The organism is Shewanella sp. SP1S1-7 (assembly GCF_031932105.1).
Lineage (GTDB): Bacteria > Pseudomonadota > Gammaproteobacteria > Enterobacterales > Shewanellaceae > Shewanella > Shewanella baltica.
On sequence record NZ_JAUOEU010000006.1, the window covers coordinates 1 to 16,191 of the forward strand.

Genomic DNA, 16,191 nt, shown 5'->3' on the forward strand with positions numbered 1-16,191 from the left:
AAAACAACAGATGCAATGCCTGTCAAAGTAACAATGTCAACGATACTGAGCACCCGAGATTCAAGTCAGGTACTCGCTACGCCATCCGTTCTGAGTCATTCATCGCCATCACAAGCAATTCAACCTAGCTCTTCGACTGCGACTTTCGAGCAAATAACAAGGAATTCATCCTCATTGGATGCTGGACTTGTAAAGAAATCGGCTGATACCTCGCATCAAGACCCTAAAACGAATAATAACCAGATAATACAAAACCCTAAGAGGTTGGCTCCAACGCCTACGCTTGCCAATGTAATCACTAGTACTAATATTGGTGCTCAAAGTGCTGAAGCGGTGGAAGTAGTGCCTACTGTGAGTCAAAAAAATATTTTAGGGCTCAATACGCAAAAAAATGATCTACATGGCAATGACACAAAAACCGACAACCCTATGAAGGTGGCTGATGTTTTGCAAAAAGCGTTTAATAAAGCGGGGGCACTTCCTATTGAGTTGTCCCGTTCTAACAACAGCTCAAATTTAGCATCAGAGTTGTTAAAGCACTTACCGCATATAGGATTACCGCCACTCAGTCAGTTAAATGATTTAGATGAGCTCAAGGCCAATATCCTCGGGCTAACGAGTCTTAACCTTGCCACACCTCTGTCAAATCAAGCCTCAATGTTCATGAATGCCAGTGCGATTACCTCACTATTTCAACTACTACTAGGCTTTAAGGCTAATAATAGTTCGAATTCAATGAGTAAGAAATTGGCCGATTATCTTGAGCAACTGCAAGCCAAAGTCGGCTTTTCCACTAAACAACTTGGCCAACTAAGTAAAGCTGGCGGTCTTGATAGCATGGGGAAATTGGCCTCAAACTTACATTTGTACCAACAGGCAAGCAATGAGAATGCAGGCAATTTAGTCTGGTTCTTTGCCCTGCCCTATGGCATTAATCAACGCCACGAGCAATTGGAAGGTAAATTTGAGCAAGAAGTTGATTCAGATGATCCAGAGAAGAAAGCGGGATGGCGTTTACAGCTCAAGTTTAATTTAGCACAAGGTCCACTGCTGATTGCAGCTCAGCAGCACAATCAACAGTTAGATATCCAGTTTAAAGGCAATAGCCAAATGCTACTCAATAAGGTCAATAACTTTTTAACGCCCTTAAGCCAAAAACTATCACAGCTTGGGTTTACGCCAGGCGAGATCACGACACAAATAGCGCAAGTACCAGCAACCTTATTACCTGGTGATCATTTCCTCGTCAAGACGAAGGCTTAGCTAGGGTAGGATACTAAATTTGAATACTTTAGGAATAACCCAATGAGCGAAGAGAGAGAACCTAAACAAGCTGTCGCGCTGAGCTATGATGGTCATAACGCGCCTAAAATTGTGGCAACAGGTGAAGGGCTTATCGCAGAAGAGATTATTGCTTTAGCCAAGGCTAACGGTGTGTATATCCATCAAGATCCCCATCTAAGCCATTTTCTACAGTTGTTAGAGCTAGGAGAGGAAATTCCTAAGGAGCTTTATCTGCTTATCGCCGAACTGATCGCATTTGTGTATATGCTCGACGGTAAGTTTCCCGAGCAATGGAATAATATGCATCAAAAAATTGTTGAGAAGGCATAAAATAAAAAAGCCAATTTAAAGAAATTAGCTTTTAGTGTTCAATAGGCAATAACTATCAATCTTTTGCGATCACTTGCGATGAAGTCGGATCAATAACTCGGCTTCCGCTTTGGGTAGTTCGCATTCTTTAATCAACTCATCCACACCAGCGCCAAGCGCCACCATTTTCATGGCTCGAGTATAAAGCTTTGCCTGTGGGTCCTGTTGAGTTGTCTCTTCTATCCGTTCCGACTGTTGAAGTAGGCGTTTTTCTAACTCAATCACACGCCGACCGACTCCGATAGTGCCACTGCGCAACTCTTGCAACTCACGCTTAAATGACTCTCGCTGACGATCACCTTCTTTGACTAAGACGGTTAACGCTTCGACCTTGCTTCTTAGTTTGCTCAATTGTTTTTGTAAAAAGAGTACTAATCCTAAGCATGCGATGACATAGACTAACGCTGCGATCAAAAATTCATCGCCCATTAAAAATCCTTATACTCACTCATAGCCATAAATTAGCAGGCATTCCAACTGAGTTATCTATTCCAAAGTGCTGTACATAAATGACTCAATATCATTAGCCATTGTTCAAACCGCGATAAAATACTTTATCTATCCATAAATCGTAAAGACTTAGAATCATCGATTTATTCGCAAATACACAAAATAGCTGAATGAATTAATATCATTCAGCCTTATCTCGCTAATTGATTAAATCTGAGTCAATTCGGCCCATTCTTCATCGGATAATAACTTGTCGAGATCGACTAAGATGAGTAATTCATTGTCGCGATTACTCACACCTTGAATGAATTTAGCACTCTCTTCCGTTCCGACATTTGGTGCATTGTCGATTTCTGAGCGGCGTAAATAAACCACTTCGGCAACACTATCAACTAAGATGCCAATGACTTGCTTTTCAGCTTCGATGATAACGATTCGAGTTGAGTCATCAACTTCGGCAGACTGCAATCCAAAACGTGAGCGGGTATCAATAACTGTGACAACGTTACCACGTAAGTTAATGATGCCTAATACGTAATAAGGCGCACCGGGCACGGGAGCGATTTCAGTGTAACGCAATACTTCCTGCACTTGCATTACGTTGATGCCGTAAGTTTCATGGTCTAACTTAAAGGTAACCCATTGTAATACTGCATCATCTTTACTTGCAGCGACTGCTGCTACATTTCTTGTATCTTTCATGTTTACCTCAACCAATTGAGTCCTGACAACCTAAACCCGCATTAAGCATTTCAACTAAGGCTTGTACGTGCAAAATGCCACACATCTGCTCTTTCACTACACCCGCTAACCAAGGGCGTTTACCCGCTTGACTACGCCAGTTGACTTGCGATTTATTAATTTTTACCGCATTGACTAAGGACTCACAAGTTAATCCCCAGTTACTGCCTTCTAGTAGTACAAGATATTGATAATTTACCGATTGCGCCAGTTTATCTGAATATTTTTCTGGCATAACCCACGCACAAGTGTCGACAATATTTAATTGCTCTTCCCTATGCGTTTGTACACCGAGAAACCATGCGGGTCTGCCAAAGATATGGTTTATCCGCTCAATTTTAACTATTCCGCCTAAACTGACCAAAGGCACAGCCAATGTCAGCCCTGCTACTTTAAAGAATAGTACCTGAAACTCATCATCGAGCACTTCTTGCAAATCTTTTGTCACACTAGGAGGCGTAATACCGACTTGTGTTTCTGGCACAACCACTGGCTCAACGACTTCTTCAGCAATTATTTCATCATTAACTGGCTCTTCAATAGCAGGCTGTGCTTGTGGTACTTCCACCACGGGTTGAACATCAACAGCAGGCGTAACTTCGACAAAAGATGGTGTCGGTTCTACTGTTTTAGCCTTAAGTACAGGCGCCAGCAATTTTTCTAGCGCTTGCTTATCCACTTGAGAAGCAATCTTACTTACAGGTGCAACAAACTCATGTTGTCTTGGCGTCGCTTTTGGTTGTAGCTGTACAGTTGGCGTTATCGCCCTCTCATGAGCTTGTGATGCAGCCGTACGACCATTTTCAGCCAAGATTGCTGCATCAAGTAATGCCGCCTCCGTTTGATTAGTGGCAACATTTTGATTTGAGTCAGCTTTTACTATGCTTTGAGGAGAAACTGCCTGACTTGGAGCGTCGTCTTCCTGCAGCAATAATGCGAAAAAATCAAAAACAGTTTCATCAACCGATTTTGACATGGCCAAACTCCCCAACTAATAAAAAATCTAATAATCTTTCATAGGCTTTTACACCACGACATCCACTCGCATAATGCGATGCAGGTAAATGTGCCAAACTGGCATCTCTAAACTTAGTATCGACTGGAATCACGTCCTTCCATAGGGTTTCAGTGTATTCTGTGCCCAGCACTTGCAAAGCAGCGGGTGATGCCTTAGTACGTTTATCGTACATGGTTGGCACGACAGTATAGCTGTAACGCGTCTTTTTAGATCGCCCCATCAACTCCATCGTTTTTATCATCCGCTCTAGCCCTTTAATGGCAAGAAACTCAGTCTGCACGGGAATAATAATATGCTGACTTGCCGCAAGGGCATTGACCATTAAAACACCAAGTACGGGTGGACAATCAACGATAGCCACATCATATTCATCAGCAACTAACGCTAATAAATTACGTAAAACTAACCCCATCCCCTCTTGATGACCTAAGGCTCTGTCTAATGTTGCCAATGCCATAGTGGCCGGCAACAAGTCGAGACCATCGACTAAGGTTGGTACTACATGGGATAAAACGAGTTCTTTAGAGAGGCTTTTATGGGCCAGAAACACATCAAATAAAGAGCCAGGAACCTCTTCAGAATCAATGCCTAAATAATAACCTAGCGAAGCGTGTGGATCGGTGTCAATCATAAGCACACGCTTGCCACGCTTAGCTAAGATTCCCGCTAAACTCGCAACCGTCGTGGTTTTGCCTACACCACCTTTTTGATTCGCTATGGTCCAGACTTTCAAGAAGTGACCCCCACATAAATTGATTCAATGCTAATAAATGAGAATATTTAACACGCATTCCAAAGGTTATTGCTCTTCTCTCGTCGTAACTCGGATACCACCATTGGGTAAACTAATCACTTTAACTCCATCGGCATTTTCAGAAATCACCACTGGCAGCATCTGTGCATTTTTCGGTTCAATTGACTGATTAGGTTCAATAGGCGAAGTCGCAGTCTCGAAATTCTTATTTGGCGTCTGGAGCAGCGTAGGAACTAAAGGTTGCTGATTAGCGTTATTCTTCGTCGTATCCACCCCAGAATTCTGCTTATTCAGCAAAGGCGGAACAATAATCTGGGTAGATTCAGGACCAATTGTCACAGCCTTTTGTTCACCAGGAGTAGCCAATTGCAGCATAGCTTTAGTTTGATCAGGATGAGACGCTAACCAAGCAGCAATTGCTTCAGCTTGTTCATCAGGGACCATTAACAGTACCTGAGTCGATTCCAAACGATTTATCTCTTCTCTCAACAAACTATTTTTATGCCGATAATCGAGACTCAAGGCGCCAAGACACAAAATAGCAATCGCCATCAGCAAAATGATGAGCACACTATTCGTGCTCATCGGATGCAGACTCTTAGACACGAACAGACTCTTTTAAAATGCATTCAGCCATGTTGTCTAACGCAATCGACTGAGTGGCAATACCAGCACTAGCGACAGCCTGCGGCATGCCATAAACCACACAACTGGCTTCATCCTGCGCCCAAATGGTCGCACCGACTGCTTTCAACATGCGGGCACCTTCTCTGCCATCCGCGCCCATACCAGTTAGCACAACGGCAAGGACGTCACCGCTAAAGGCTTTGGATGCAGAAGCAAAGGTGATATCAACGCAAGGCTTATAGTTCATGTCTGCACTGCCAGCAATGACCTTTAATCGACCACTTGCGCCAGTACGTTCAACCATCATTTGCATTCCGCCTGGCGCTAAATACGCACAACCTGGTCTAAGAAGATCGCCATTCGCGGCTTCTTTTACTTCAATCTTACATAAACCATTCAAACGACTTGCAAATGCTGGCGTAAAAGCTGCTGGCATATGCTGGATTAATAAAATCGGATGCGGATAGTTTGCCGGGAATTGGGTAAGAATTTTTTGCAAGGCAACTGGACCACCAGTAGATGTGCCGATCAGCAGTATTTTATACTGCTTACCGCTTGCACGAATCGACGCTGCTGTTGAGGTCCTCACAGGAGCCGTGGCTGGAGTATGCGCCGCTATACTCGTTGTCCCTAAAACGCTACTTGTTGGACGCACGCTAGATGTTGAAGCGACGACAGGACGTGCAATAGGACGAAACATTCTGCGGCGTCCCAATGCCTTAACTCTCTGCTGCAACAATAAAATAGCATCATCTTTATTGGTAGCAATGTCTTCAAAACGTTTAGGTAGAAAATCTAACGCACCAGCATCTAAAGCATCTAACGTTGCTTTAGCGCCATCATGGGTTAAAGAAGAAAACATCAAGATCGGAGTAGGACATTTAGCCATGATCTCACGGACGGCAGTAATGCCATCCATCACGGGCATCTCAATATCCATAGTGATAACTTGAGGATTAAGCTCAGCAGCCATCTTCACCGCTTCGGCCCCATTTGAGGCCGTCGCGATAACTTCCAGTTCAGGATCTTGATTGACTATTTCACTAACACGTCGTCTGAAAAAACTTGAGTCATCAACGACTAATACTTTAATGGCCATTCCATTCCTTAGCTTGGAAACTAATTCTTACTTTTCGCATAATGCTTTAACAATCCAGGGACATCTAAGATCAGTGCGATACCGCCATCCGATGTAATCGTCGCGCCAGCCATCCCAGGAGTGCCATGTAACATAGCGCCAAGGGGTTTAATCACCACCTCTTCTTGGCCTATTAGGGCATCGACCACAAAACCAATTTGCATCATACCTAATTGTACAATCACCACATGACCATGCTTTTTATCGCCATGTTTAAAGGTGGTTTTGTTTCTATGTAGCCAGTGCTCCAAATAGAACAAAGGCACAGCCTTGTTACGCACTATGACGGTGAGTTGTCCGTCGACGATATTGGTCTTAGTGAGATCGAGATGGAATATCTCGTTCACGCTAGACAGAGGTAATGCAAACACTTGTTTAGCGACATCAACCATTAAGGTCGGCATAATCGCCAGCGTTAACGGTACTTTAATCTCAAGTATCGTGCCCTTACCTTTCATAGAATCAATATGCACTGTGCCGTTAAGCTGAGTGATACGGGTTTTTACCACGTCCATCCCAACGCCACGACCAGAAATATCTGAAATCTCGACCTTAGTCGAAAAACCGGGCGCAAAAATCAAATTATAAGCTTCGCTGTCAGTCATTCGCGAAGCTGAATCTTCATCGAGCACACCGCGCGTTATCGCGATTTTTTTCAGTTTTTCAGGGTCCATACCTGCGCCATCGTCTTCGATTTTCAGCAGTATATGGTCACCTTCCTGACTTGCAGATAAGGTAATAGTACCCGTTCTCGGCTTGCCATTGGCTTCACGCTCGTTTGGCATTTCAATACCGTGATCCACAGAGTTACGCACTAAGTGGACGAGTGGATCGGCAAGCGCTTCAACTAAGTTTTTATCTAGGTCGGTTTCTTCACCGACCATGATCAAATCAATTTCTTTATTGAGCGTACGCGCAAGATCACGTACTACCCGAGGGAAACGACCAAACACTTTCTTGATCGGTTGCATACGGGTTTTCATCACCGCGCCCTGTAAATCGGCTGTCACGAGATCTAAGTTCGCAAGGGCCTTAGACATTTCCTCATCATCACGACTGATGCCTAAGCTCACTAATCGATTACGCACTAATACTAACTCACCGACCATATTCATGATTTGGTCGAGTCGTGCAGTATCAACACGAACCGTGGTTTCACCTTGAGGCACATTTGCTGAACTTGCTTTAGCAGGTGCTTTCTCTACAACCGCGATGTCTACTTTCGGTTTTGCGGCAACAACGGGGGCTGGCGCTGCAACTTTCGCAGGCTCAGGAGTCACTGCGGCTTTAGGTGCAGCTGCCACAGCTGGCGTGACTGGCGACGCTTTTACGTCAGCTTTCGCAGGTGCTACGCCTTTACCATGGAGTTCATCAAGTAATCTTTCAAACTCATCATCGGTAATTTCATCGGCATCGACTATAGGTTGAGGCGTAGGTGCGGCGACAACCTTTGGTTTAGCCGGCACTTCTGCCTCGACTTTAAACTTGCCAGAACCATGAAGTTCATCAAGCAATGCTTCAAACTCGTCATCAGTGATGTCATCGCCCGATGCAGGAGACGCTTTAACTGGCGCAGCTGGCTTAGCGACAACAGGATCAGAGACCACGGCGGTAGCCGCCGCAGGACCTTTTCCTGAGCCATGAAGCGCATCTAATAAAGCTTCAAATTCAGCGTCGTTGATATCATCAATACTTGAAGATGAGCTATGACTTATCTCTATAGGGATGTCTTGTGGGACGGGAGTTTCAACAATGGTTTCAACGACAGGCTCAGGTTCGACAATTTCGACCACCTCTGCAGACGCAACTTCAGATGGCAATGGCGCACCTGAACTCAGCATTTTAAGCCTAGCCAACAAACCCGAATCGGCAGGATCTTGCTGCTCGCCCTGCTGCGTTTGAGCAAACATGGTATTAATTGCATCAACAGCCTGCAAAATAATATCCATCAGCTCTGCATTGACGCTACGTTTACCAGTCCGTAATAAATCGAAGGTATTTTCAGCCTCATGACACACATCGACCATGGGAGTTAAGCTAAGAAAGCCTGCGCCACCTTTAACGGTGTGGAACCCTCTAAAAATGGCGTTTAGCAAGTTAGTGTCATCAGGATTATTTTCAAGCGCAACGAGTTGCTCTTGCAGAAGCTCTAAAATTTCACCGGCTTCGATTAAAAAGTCCTGGAGTATCTCTTCATCTACATCAAAGGCCATCAAATTGACTCCCAGTTAGAAACCCAGACTCGATAGAAGATCATCCACTTCGTCTTGACCCGTTACTACATCTTGACGAAGCTCGGCATTCATTATCGGCCCTTCCGCTTCAATATTATTTTTCTGAGCAATCTGACTTTCAATCATAGGCTGCTCACCAAATACCGTCAGCATAGAAACCAGATTACTTTCTACTTCCATAACCAGATCAATAACACGACGTATCATTTGTCCTGTTAAGTCTTGAAAATCTTGCGCCATCAATATTTGATTTAACAATTCACGCAGTCGAGTCGAGTCATTTGAACTACGGGACATAAGATCTTGGACATCGTGGCAAAGAACCTTAAACTCGCTGAGTTCTATTTCTCGGCGCATTAATTTGTCCCAAGATGGCATGACTTTTTGAATATTCACCGTTACGGCATTGGCCAAAGGTAAACATTCTTCTACCGCATCCATGGTTTTATTTGCCGCTTGTTCAGTCATGTCAATAACGTAATTTAAACGTTGTTTGGCATCGGGAATTTCTGTATTGGCTAATTCAGCTAGACGATTATCAACTTGAAAATCCATTAAAGCGCTATGAAGTTGCCGAGTTAATTTCCCTACCTCTTCAAATAATTCTCGTTGCAGTGGAGCAGCAAGCTCCCGAAATAAATCATCTGCCTGACGTTGCTCACCGACACTTAATAATTCAACCAAGTGCTGAGCTTGTTCGAGCGTGATGAGCCCTGATGTTTGTGACTTCATAGCTCATCCTTGCTCAAGCGAGTCGTTCGAATATTTTATCTAGCTTCTCTTTCAGCGTTGCAGCGGTAAAAGGCTTAACCACATATCCATTCACTCCCGCTTGAGCGGCAGCGATAATCTGTTCACGTTTTGCTTCAGCTGTCACCATTAATACGGGTAAATGCTTTAGCGAATCATCTGCGCGAATTGCTTTTAACAGATCGATGCCTTGCATACCGGGCATATTCCAATCTGTAACAACAAAATCAAAATCCCCCTTTTGCAACATCGGCAGGGCTGTTGAGCCATCGTCTGCTTCTTGGGTATTGTTAAACCCCAAGTCTCGCAACAAGTTCTTGATGATACGCCTCATTGTCGAAAAATCGTCAACAATGAGAATCTTCATATTCTTGTCCAAGGTTTCCTCCGGTGAGCTGACATTCTGTGCTCGATTAATAATTATACTTATGTCCAGTGCTTGAGTTTAGCTTTCAATCGCAACATTGCCTGACTTAATATCTGGCTAACACGCGATTCACTGACCTCAAGAATGGCGCCAATCTCTTTTAAATTCAATGCTTCATCGTAGTACAGGGATAACACTAATGCATCTCTTTCAGGCAATAATTTAATTGCCTCAACCAGAGCAGAATGAAATTGGTTCTCAGCTAATGCTTCAAATGAATCATCATCGGACCGATCACTCACTGTAAGTATATCCTGAGATACGCCTAAGTCTTCTATCCCTATGATTTTTCCGACAGAAACATCGTTAAGAATATGATGGTACTCATCGAGCGTCATATCAAGTTTTTCTGCAATTTCTGTGTCGCGTGCATCACGACCCAGCGCTTGCTCTAACTCATCAATAGCATGTGCAACCTTGCGGTTATTACGATGAACGGAACGAGGCACCCAATCACCACGGCGAATTTCATCTAACATCGCCCCTCGTATACGTATGCCGGCGAAGGTTTCAAATTTCGCACCCTTGCCACCATCAAACTTGGATGATGCTTCTAATAAACCCATCATCCCAGCTTGGAGTAAATCATCTAGCTGCACTGAGGCAGGTAATCTGGCGAGTAAATGATGCGCAATTCTTTTCACCAACGGAGCATACTGTTCAACGATCGACGATTTATTGTCTAAACAAGTATACGCAGCGGCTTTATTCACTCGTTTTTTCCTCTTGAAAATCTGGTCGTTGCACTAAACGCTCAACGAAAAACTCCAAATGCCCACCAGGTTGCTGCGGTACAGGCCAGCTCAGAATTTTATTTGCCAATCCTTGATACGCAATCGCCGCTGGTGATTTAGGATAAGCTTCAACTACCAGTTTTTGCTTACGAACTGATTTACGTAAGTTTTCGTCAAATGGAATAGTTGCAACTAATTCAAGGGCGACATCTAAAAATCTGTCGGTCACTTTACTGAGTTTAGCAAATAATTCCATACCTTCGCGTAAACTACGCACCATATTGGCAACTATTTTAAAACGGAACACACCATGCTCACGGCTGAGGATTTTTATCAGGGCATAGGCATCGGTAATTGATGTGGGTTCATCACAAACAACGACCAGCACATCCTGCGATGCACGTGAGAAACTGAGCACCATATCTGAAATCCCAGCAGCAGTATCTACGACTAGAATATCAAACTGAGTCCGCATCTCACTAAATGCGCGAATTAACCCAGCATGTTGCGCTGGGCTTAATTCCACCATCCCTTGTGTTCCTGAAGTGGCTGGCACTATGCCAATCCCTTTAGGGCCACGAACGATAATATCGTCAAGCTCTGCATCACCAGAGAGAACATGGGAGAGGTTACGCTCGGCGCGAATACCCAGCATGACATCGACGTTTGCTAAGCCAAGGTCAGCATCAAGTACCAAGACACGCTTGCCTTTTTCGGCTAATGCCACAGCAGTATTAATGGAGACGCTGGTTTTACCAACGCCGCCTTTACCACCTGTGACCGCGATTACTTTCACTTTTTCGTTATAGGGTTGATTCATCATACGTAAACCACTTGCTTGATCCAGGGTCATAAATCTACTCAAATGCACAGGCCATATTATCTGACCACGCTGTGTCTTGTAATGATTGTTGTTCTGTACTATCTAACGCTGCGAGTGCCTGCTGGGCTAAATCTAAGGTATCCGCAACTTTCATATCTTCAGGAACTCTTTGTCCATCAGTAACATAACTTAATGGTAATCCATTTTGGATCAACACACTTAATGCCCCTGCTAACGACACAGATTCATCGAGTTTTGTGAGAACGACACCAGATAGGGGAATGCGTTTAAAATGATTGACTGCATCTTGCAGCACACGGCGCTGTCCTGTCGCAGACAGTACCAGATAACTGCGGATAGGTATCCTGCTATTTGCAGTTAAATTATCAAGTTGCTGGTAAAGACGCATATCTCGCTGTCCCATGCCAGCCGTATCTATCAATACTAGCTTGCGATTCCTAAACTGATAGAGAATTTGCTCTAATTCATTTAGATCATGAGCTTGCTTTACAGGGCAGCCCATTATTTTGCCATAAGTTGCTAATTGCTCATAGGCTCCGATGCGATAATGATCTGTCGTTATCAAAGCCACATGCTCAGCACCGTGATGGGCAGCAAAACGGGCTGCAAGTTTCGCTAATGACGTGGTTTTACCCACACCCGTTGGACCCACTAATGCAACCACCCCGCCCTGTTTAACAATATCATCACCTTGATTATCAAGCATATTAGCTAAACTTTGAGGTAAGGCTCTGACTAATTCTGCAGGCGTATAATGTTGGCTCAGCGCCGCTAATTTATTCGCAACCGCAGGGGAGAATTCAGCCTCAAGTAACTTGGCCTCGAGCATAGCACCGACGGGGTCGATGCGTTTTTTATGTTCTGTCATCAAAGAGGACACTTGGTGTGTCAATAAATTACGCAATGAGGCTAACTCATCACGCATTGCCTCAATATCAGCGCTTTGTTTCTGTGATGTTTGTGGCTTCTTATCAAAAGTAGCAGGCGCTTCGCGACGCTCCACTTTTGCCGCTGCCGGCGCTTGTAAGCCCTTTGCCCATGCGGGTAACGCGGCATCAACTTGCTGATGCGACATTTGTTGATTCAAACGGCTTTGTTGCTTCTCTAGCAAGGCTTGTAATGAGTCAGCAGGTGCCGCTGGCTTAGCACGGGTTTCTACTCGTACTGGCTGCTTAGCACCCAAGGACACAAGGTCGTCACTCACGTCCATAAAGGTTGGCGCTGGCGCAGTAGCTGCGGTTTTCGCTTTAGGTTCGTCATAGTCAACGGCGGCGACAATTTCGATGCCCCCATTCACTTTCTTATTTGACATAATGACGGCATCTGAGCCGAGTGTTTCTTTCACTTGGGCCAGTGCGGCGCGCATGTCTTTGGCAAAAAATCGTTTAATCTTCACTTATGCGTCCTCTACTGGCCGACTGCAGATACGATACGTATTTGCTTCTCATCAGGTATTTCTTGATATGAAATGACTCTGAGATTAGGAATAGTATGTTTAACAAAGCGTGACAGCGTCGCGCGTAACATACCTGACGTCAACAATATGGCGGGTTGTCCGACCATTTCTTGCTTCTGAGCCGCATCGGCAAGGGACTGCTGCATGCGTTCTGCAAGACCGGGTTCAATGTTAGGACCATCACCACCGGTTGCTTGCATTGACTGATGCAACATCTGTTCCAACTCTGGCGCCAAAGTTATGACAGGGATTTCGAGCTCTGGGCCTGAAATTTCCTGGACGATCATACGTTTCAACGCGATACGGACTGCAGCGGTCAAGACTTCAGTGTCATTACTCTTAGTGCCGTATTCTAACAAAGTTTGCACTATAGTACGCAAGTCTCTGACTGAAACCCCTTCATTTAATAGGTTCTGCATCACTTTTACGACATGTCCTAGTGGCATTACATCAGGAATAAAGCCATCCACCAGCTTAGGCGAGTGTTTCGCAAGCATATCCATCAGTTGTTGCACTTCTTCATATCCTAACAACTTAGCAGCATTATTGGTCAACAATTGACTAATATGGGTTGCCACAACTGTGGCGGCATCAACGACGGTATACCCTAATGTTTGGGCATGTTCACGTAATTCAGGGGCAATCCATACCGCTTCAAGACCAAAAGCTGGATCGCGCGTTTCGATACCATCAAGCTTGCCATAGACTTGGCCAGGATTAATCGCCAATTCGCAGTCGTGACGAATATCCGCCTCACCAACGACTACGCCCATTAGAGAAATGCGGTAGGCATTAGGTGACAAATCTAAGTTATCGCGAATATGCACCGCAGGTACTAAGAAGCCCAACTCTTGCGATAACTTCTTACGGACTCCTTTTATACGGCTTAATAACTCGCCACCTTGGCCCTTATCGACCAGTGGGATCAAACGATATCCAACCTCAAGCCCAATAGTATCAACATGATGTACATCATCCCAACCCAGTTCTTTAGGCTCTTTATCTTGTCTCTCAATCGGGCCAGATTTGACTTGTTCTAGGGCTTTAATGCGTTTTGATTCATTACGCTTATAGACAAAATAGGCAGCACCCGCAGTAATAAAGGCGAAGCTTAAGAACGCCATATGTGGCATGCCAGGAACAATACCCATGACAAATAACACTCCGGCGGCGATACCCAATGATTTATGACTGTCAAACATCTGACTCATCATCATTTGGCCCATATCGCCCGATTCATTTTGACGGGTTACCATCAAGGCGGCTGCGATTGACAGTAATAAGCCTGGGATCTGCGCCACCAGACCATCACCAATAGTCAGCAAGGTATAAATTTCAACCGCTTCAGAGAAACTTAAGCCATGCTGAACAATACCTATGATGAAACCACCTAAGATGTTGATCACTAAAATCATGATACCCGCAACGGCATCACCTTTTACGAATTTTGAAGCACCATCCATCGCGCCATAAAAATCAGCTTCACGGGTCACTTCGGCGCGACGTATTCTTGCTTGGTCTTGGTTTAAGGTTCCAGCATTTAAATCGGCATCAATTGCCATTTGCTTGCCAGGCATAGCGTCCAAGGTAAAGCGGGCGCTCACTTCTGCTATACGACCGGCACCTTTAGTCACCACCGCAAAGTTGATAATAATCAAAATGATAAAGACAACTAAACCAACGGCATAGTTACCGCCGATCACCACAGAACCGAAGGCTTCGATCACCTTACCTGCCGCATCACCGCCATTATGGCCTTCGAGTAATACCACACGAGTTGAAGCGACGTTTAGTGCAAGTCGTAGTAATGTCGCCACCAGCAATACAGTTGGAAAAGCGGCAAAATCTAATGGCCTATCGGTATAAATAGCGACTAACAATACGATGAGCGCTAAGGCTATGTTGAATGAGAAAAGTATGTCTAATAAGAATGGAGGAATAGGTAAAACAATCATGGCCAATGCAGCAAGCACAACCATAGGCGTACCAATGCCTTTGAATGAGCTCAGCCGCATTTGTTTTACTTGACCAAGAGTCGCTTTAACATCCATTCGCTATAACCTAAATTTTGACGTGTAATAAGCGAAAAGCAAAAAACGCGCCAACAAAATAAATCAGACTAATTAAGAAAATTTATACGAGTGACTTATTGATATAAAGAAGAAATAACAGTGGAATATCCATACAAAGTGACATTATCTGACTTTCGCTCCCGAGTGTCAGATGCTGCTAACTTAATATTTTAACTCATCAGGGATGGGCTGATTAAGCGGGACAGGAATAGGTTTACGACCACGTCCTTTCTGATATTGACGTAACTGGAAAACATAAGCCAAAATCTGTGCAACGGCAGTAAATAGTCCTTCGGGGATTTGTTGATCTAACTTAGTCGTATGGTATATCGCCCTCGCAAGAGGTGGTGCAGAGACAATGGCAATATTGTGTTCGCGAGCAATCTCACGAATTTTAAATGCGACGTCATCAACGCCTTTAGCTATGACAAAGGGTGCAGCGGAGCGCTTTACATCGTATTTAATCGCTACTGCAAAATGCTCAGGGTTAACAACGATGACATCGGCATTGGGTACTTCAGCCATCATTCTGCGCTGAGCCAACTCATGCTGCATCTGCCTTACTCGCGATTTCACTTCAGGCTTCCCTTCAGTGTCTTTATATTCATCCTTTACTTCTTGTTTGGTCATCTTAAGTTGCTTGTTGTGATTCCAAATTTGGAACGGCACGTCGATGACGACAATCAATAAAATAGAGGAACACAACAGGATAAACATCCACACAAGTAAATCTAATGCGTGGTAAATATTACCAGGAAGATGATCACTAGATAGCAACATAATATCATTGAAGTAAAAGCTCAGTAATAAATACGCAGAAAATGCCACCACAGAAAACTTGGCAATCCCCTTCGTCAGCTCAACTAACGCCTGCACACCGAACATGCGCTTCAAACCTGCGACTGGGCTCATTTTACTGGCCTTAGGCATCATGGCTTGGGTAGAGAAATTCATCCCGCCAAGGGATATATTGCCAATGAAAGCGACAACCACAATTAACAGCATAATTTTTGCCATGGGCCAGGCGATTTCGCTCGCGACAACGCCCCATACATTAAACATTTCTTCAGTATCAAAAATTTGCGCCCTGTCCATGGTGAAAACAGTCTCAAATACCCGAGTTAAACTTGTGGCTAGACTTGGACCTAACATATAAAAGCCACATGCAGCGGAAATTAATACCGCTGCTGTACCGAGTTCTTTCGAACGCGCAATTTGTCCTTTTTCCCGCGCCTGTTCGAGACGTCTCCCAGTGGGTTCCTCACTGCGTTCACCGCTTGACTCTTCAGCCAT

At 44.5% G+C, this 16,191-nt stretch carries 15 protein-coding genes and 1 pseudogene; 2 read left to right on the forward strand and 14 right to left on the reverse strand.

Going from position 1 to position 16,191, the window contains the following annotated elements:
* Positions 1-1,263, forward strand: a pseudogene (locus Q4Q49_RS06680) (flagellar hook-length control protein FliK); the annotation flags it as partial.
* Between the two features lie 42 nt (positions 1,264-1,305).
* Positions 1,306-1,614: an EscU/YscU/HrcU family type III secretion system export apparatus switch protein gene (locus Q4Q49_RS06685; RefSeq protein ID WP_311897805.1), complete on the forward strand. Its 309-nt coding sequence runs from the start codon at positions 1,306-1,308 to the stop codon at positions 1,612-1,614.
* A 69-nt stretch (positions 1,615-1,683) separates the two neighbouring features.
* Here the strand turns inward: Q4Q49_RS06685 and Q4Q49_RS06690 are convergent, their stop codons facing one another.
* The 14 genes from Q4Q49_RS06690 to flhB form a co-directional block, all read right to left on the reverse strand.
* Positions 1,684-2,082, reverse strand: coding sequence for a DUF2802 domain-containing protein (locus tag Q4Q49_RS06690; RefSeq protein WP_006082379.1), 399 nt, complete (start codon positions 2,080-2,082; stop codon positions 1,684-1,686).
* Between the two features lie 228 nt (positions 2,083-2,310).
* A complete protein-coding gene (locus tag Q4Q49_RS06695; RefSeq protein ID WP_006082380.1) occupies positions 2,311-2,805 on the reverse strand; it encodes a chemotaxis protein CheW in 495 nt (164 codons plus the stop codon).
* A gap of 7 nt (positions 2,806-2,812) precedes the next feature.
* Positions 2,813-3,820 (reverse strand): chemotaxis protein CheW, encoded by a 1,008-nt coding sequence (locus tag Q4Q49_RS06700; protein ID WP_311897806.1) that lies wholly within the window; start codon positions 3,818-3,820, stop codon positions 2,813-2,815.
* Entirely contained in the window at positions 3,804-4,595 is a 792-nt protein-coding gene (locus Q4Q49_RS06705; protein WP_220590720.1) for a ParA family protein, read from the reverse strand. The genes Q4Q49_RS06700 and Q4Q49_RS06705 overlap by 17 nt, the downstream gene beginning before the upstream one ends.
* A 66-nt stretch (positions 4,596-4,661) precedes the next feature.
* A complete protein-coding gene (locus tag Q4Q49_RS06710; RefSeq protein WP_311998963.1) occupies positions 4,662-5,201 on the reverse strand; it encodes a membrane anchored protein in chemotaxis locus in 540 nt (179 codons plus the stop codon).
* 13 nt (positions 5,202-5,214) lie between these two features.
* The gene (locus tag Q4Q49_RS06715) at positions 5,215-6,342 is read right to left on the reverse strand and encodes a chemotaxis response regulator protein-glutamate methylesterase (RefSeq protein ID WP_311998964.1); all 1,128 of its coding nucleotides are present in this window, start codon (positions 6,340-6,342) and stop codon (positions 5,215-5,217) included.
* 20 nt (positions 6,343-6,362) lie between these two features.
* Complete coding sequence (locus Q4Q49_RS06720) at positions 6,363-8,594, reverse strand: chemotaxis protein CheA (protein ID WP_311998966.1); 2,232 nt, start codon at positions 8,592-8,594, stop codon at positions 6,363-6,365.
* 15 nt (positions 8,595-8,609) lie between these two features.
* Positions 8,610-9,347 carry a protein phosphatase CheZ gene (locus Q4Q49_RS06725; protein ID WP_106651064.1) on the reverse strand — a complete coding sequence of 246 codons (738 nt, stop codon included), beginning with the start codon at positions 9,345-9,347 and terminating at the stop codon, positions 8,610-8,612.
* A 13-nt stretch (positions 9,348-9,360) separates the two neighbouring features.
* Entirely contained in the window at positions 9,361-9,744 is a 384-nt protein-coding gene (gene cheY / locus Q4Q49_RS06730; protein ID WP_007649667.1) for a chemotaxis response regulator CheY, read from the reverse strand.
* 47 nt (positions 9,745-9,791) lie between these two features.
* Complete coding sequence (locus tag Q4Q49_RS06735; RefSeq protein WP_006082388.1) at positions 9,792-10,505, reverse strand: RNA polymerase sigma factor FliA; 714 nt, start codon at positions 10,503-10,505, stop codon at positions 9,792-9,794.
* Positions 10,498-11,379 carry a MinD/ParA family protein gene (locus Q4Q49_RS06740; RefSeq protein ID WP_006082389.1) on the reverse strand — a complete coding sequence of 294 codons (882 nt, stop codon included), beginning with the start codon at positions 11,377-11,379 and terminating at the stop codon, positions 10,498-10,500. The genes Q4Q49_RS06735 and Q4Q49_RS06740 overlap by 8 nt, the downstream gene beginning before the upstream one ends.
* 4 nt (positions 11,380-11,383) lie before the next feature.
* Positions 11,384-12,766 carry a flagellar biosynthesis protein FlhF gene (flhF, locus tag Q4Q49_RS06745; RefSeq protein ID WP_283628120.1) on the reverse strand — a complete coding sequence of 461 codons (1,383 nt, stop codon included), beginning with the start codon at positions 12,764-12,766 and terminating at the stop codon, positions 11,384-11,386.
* 11 nt (positions 12,767-12,777) lie between these two features.
* Positions 12,778-14,877 carry a flagellar biosynthesis protein FlhA gene (gene flhA, locus Q4Q49_RS06750; protein WP_006082391.1) on the reverse strand — a complete coding sequence of 700 codons (2,100 nt, stop codon included), beginning with the start codon at positions 14,875-14,877 and terminating at the stop codon, positions 12,778-12,780.
* A 183-nt stretch (positions 14,878-15,060) separates the two neighbouring features.
* Entirely contained in the window at positions 15,061-16,191 is a 1,131-nt protein-coding gene (gene flhB / locus Q4Q49_RS06755; protein ID WP_311998967.1) for a flagellar biosynthesis protein FlhB, read from the reverse strand.

What these genes read in the sequence shown, in the direction of transcription:
- Q4Q49_RS06700 (WP_311897806.1), bottom strand. Translation starts at nt 3,820, where the DNA reads ATGTCAAAATCGGTTGATGAAACTGTTTTTGATTTTTTCGCATTATTG.
- Q4Q49_RS06685 (WP_311897805.1), top strand. Translation starts at nt 1,306, where the DNA reads ATGAGCGAAGAGAGAGAACCTAAACAAGCTGTCGCGCTGAGCTATGAT.
- Q4Q49_RS06710 (WP_311998963.1), bottom strand. Translation starts at nt 5,201, where the DNA reads ATGAGCACGAATAGTGTGCTCATCATTTTGCTGATGGCGATTGCTATT.
- Q4Q49_RS06725 (WP_106651064.1), bottom strand. Translation starts at nt 9,347, where the DNA reads ATGAAGTCACAAACATCAGGGCTCATCACGCTCGAACAAGCTCAGCAC.
- Q4Q49_RS06695 (WP_006082380.1), bottom strand. Translation starts at nt 2,805, where the DNA reads ATGAAAGATACAAGAAATGTAGCAGCAGTCGCTGCAAGTAAAGATGAT.
- flhB (WP_311998967.1), bottom strand. Translation starts at nt 16,191, where the DNA reads ATGGCTGAAGAGTCAAGCGGTGAACGCAGTGAGGAACCCACTGGGAGA.
- Q4Q49_RS06740 (WP_006082389.1), bottom strand. Translation starts at nt 11,379, where the DNA reads ATGACCCTGGATCAAGCAAGTGGTTTACGTATGATGAATCAACCCTAT.
- Q4Q49_RS06720 (WP_311998966.1), bottom strand. Translation starts at nt 8,594, where the DNA reads ATGGCCTTTGATGTAGATGAAGAGATACTCCAGGACTTTTTAATCGAA.
- Q4Q49_RS06715 (WP_311998964.1), bottom strand. Translation starts at nt 6,342, where the DNA reads ATGGCCATTAAAGTATTAGTCGTTGATGACTCAAGTTTTTTCAGACGA.
- Q4Q49_RS06690 (WP_006082379.1), bottom strand. Translation starts at nt 2,082, where the DNA reads ATGGGCGATGAATTTTTGATCGCAGCGTTAGTCTATGTCATCGCATGC.
- flhA (WP_006082391.1), bottom strand. Translation starts at nt 14,877, where the DNA reads ATGGATGTTAAAGCGACTCTTGGTCAAGTAAAACAAATGCGGCTGAGC.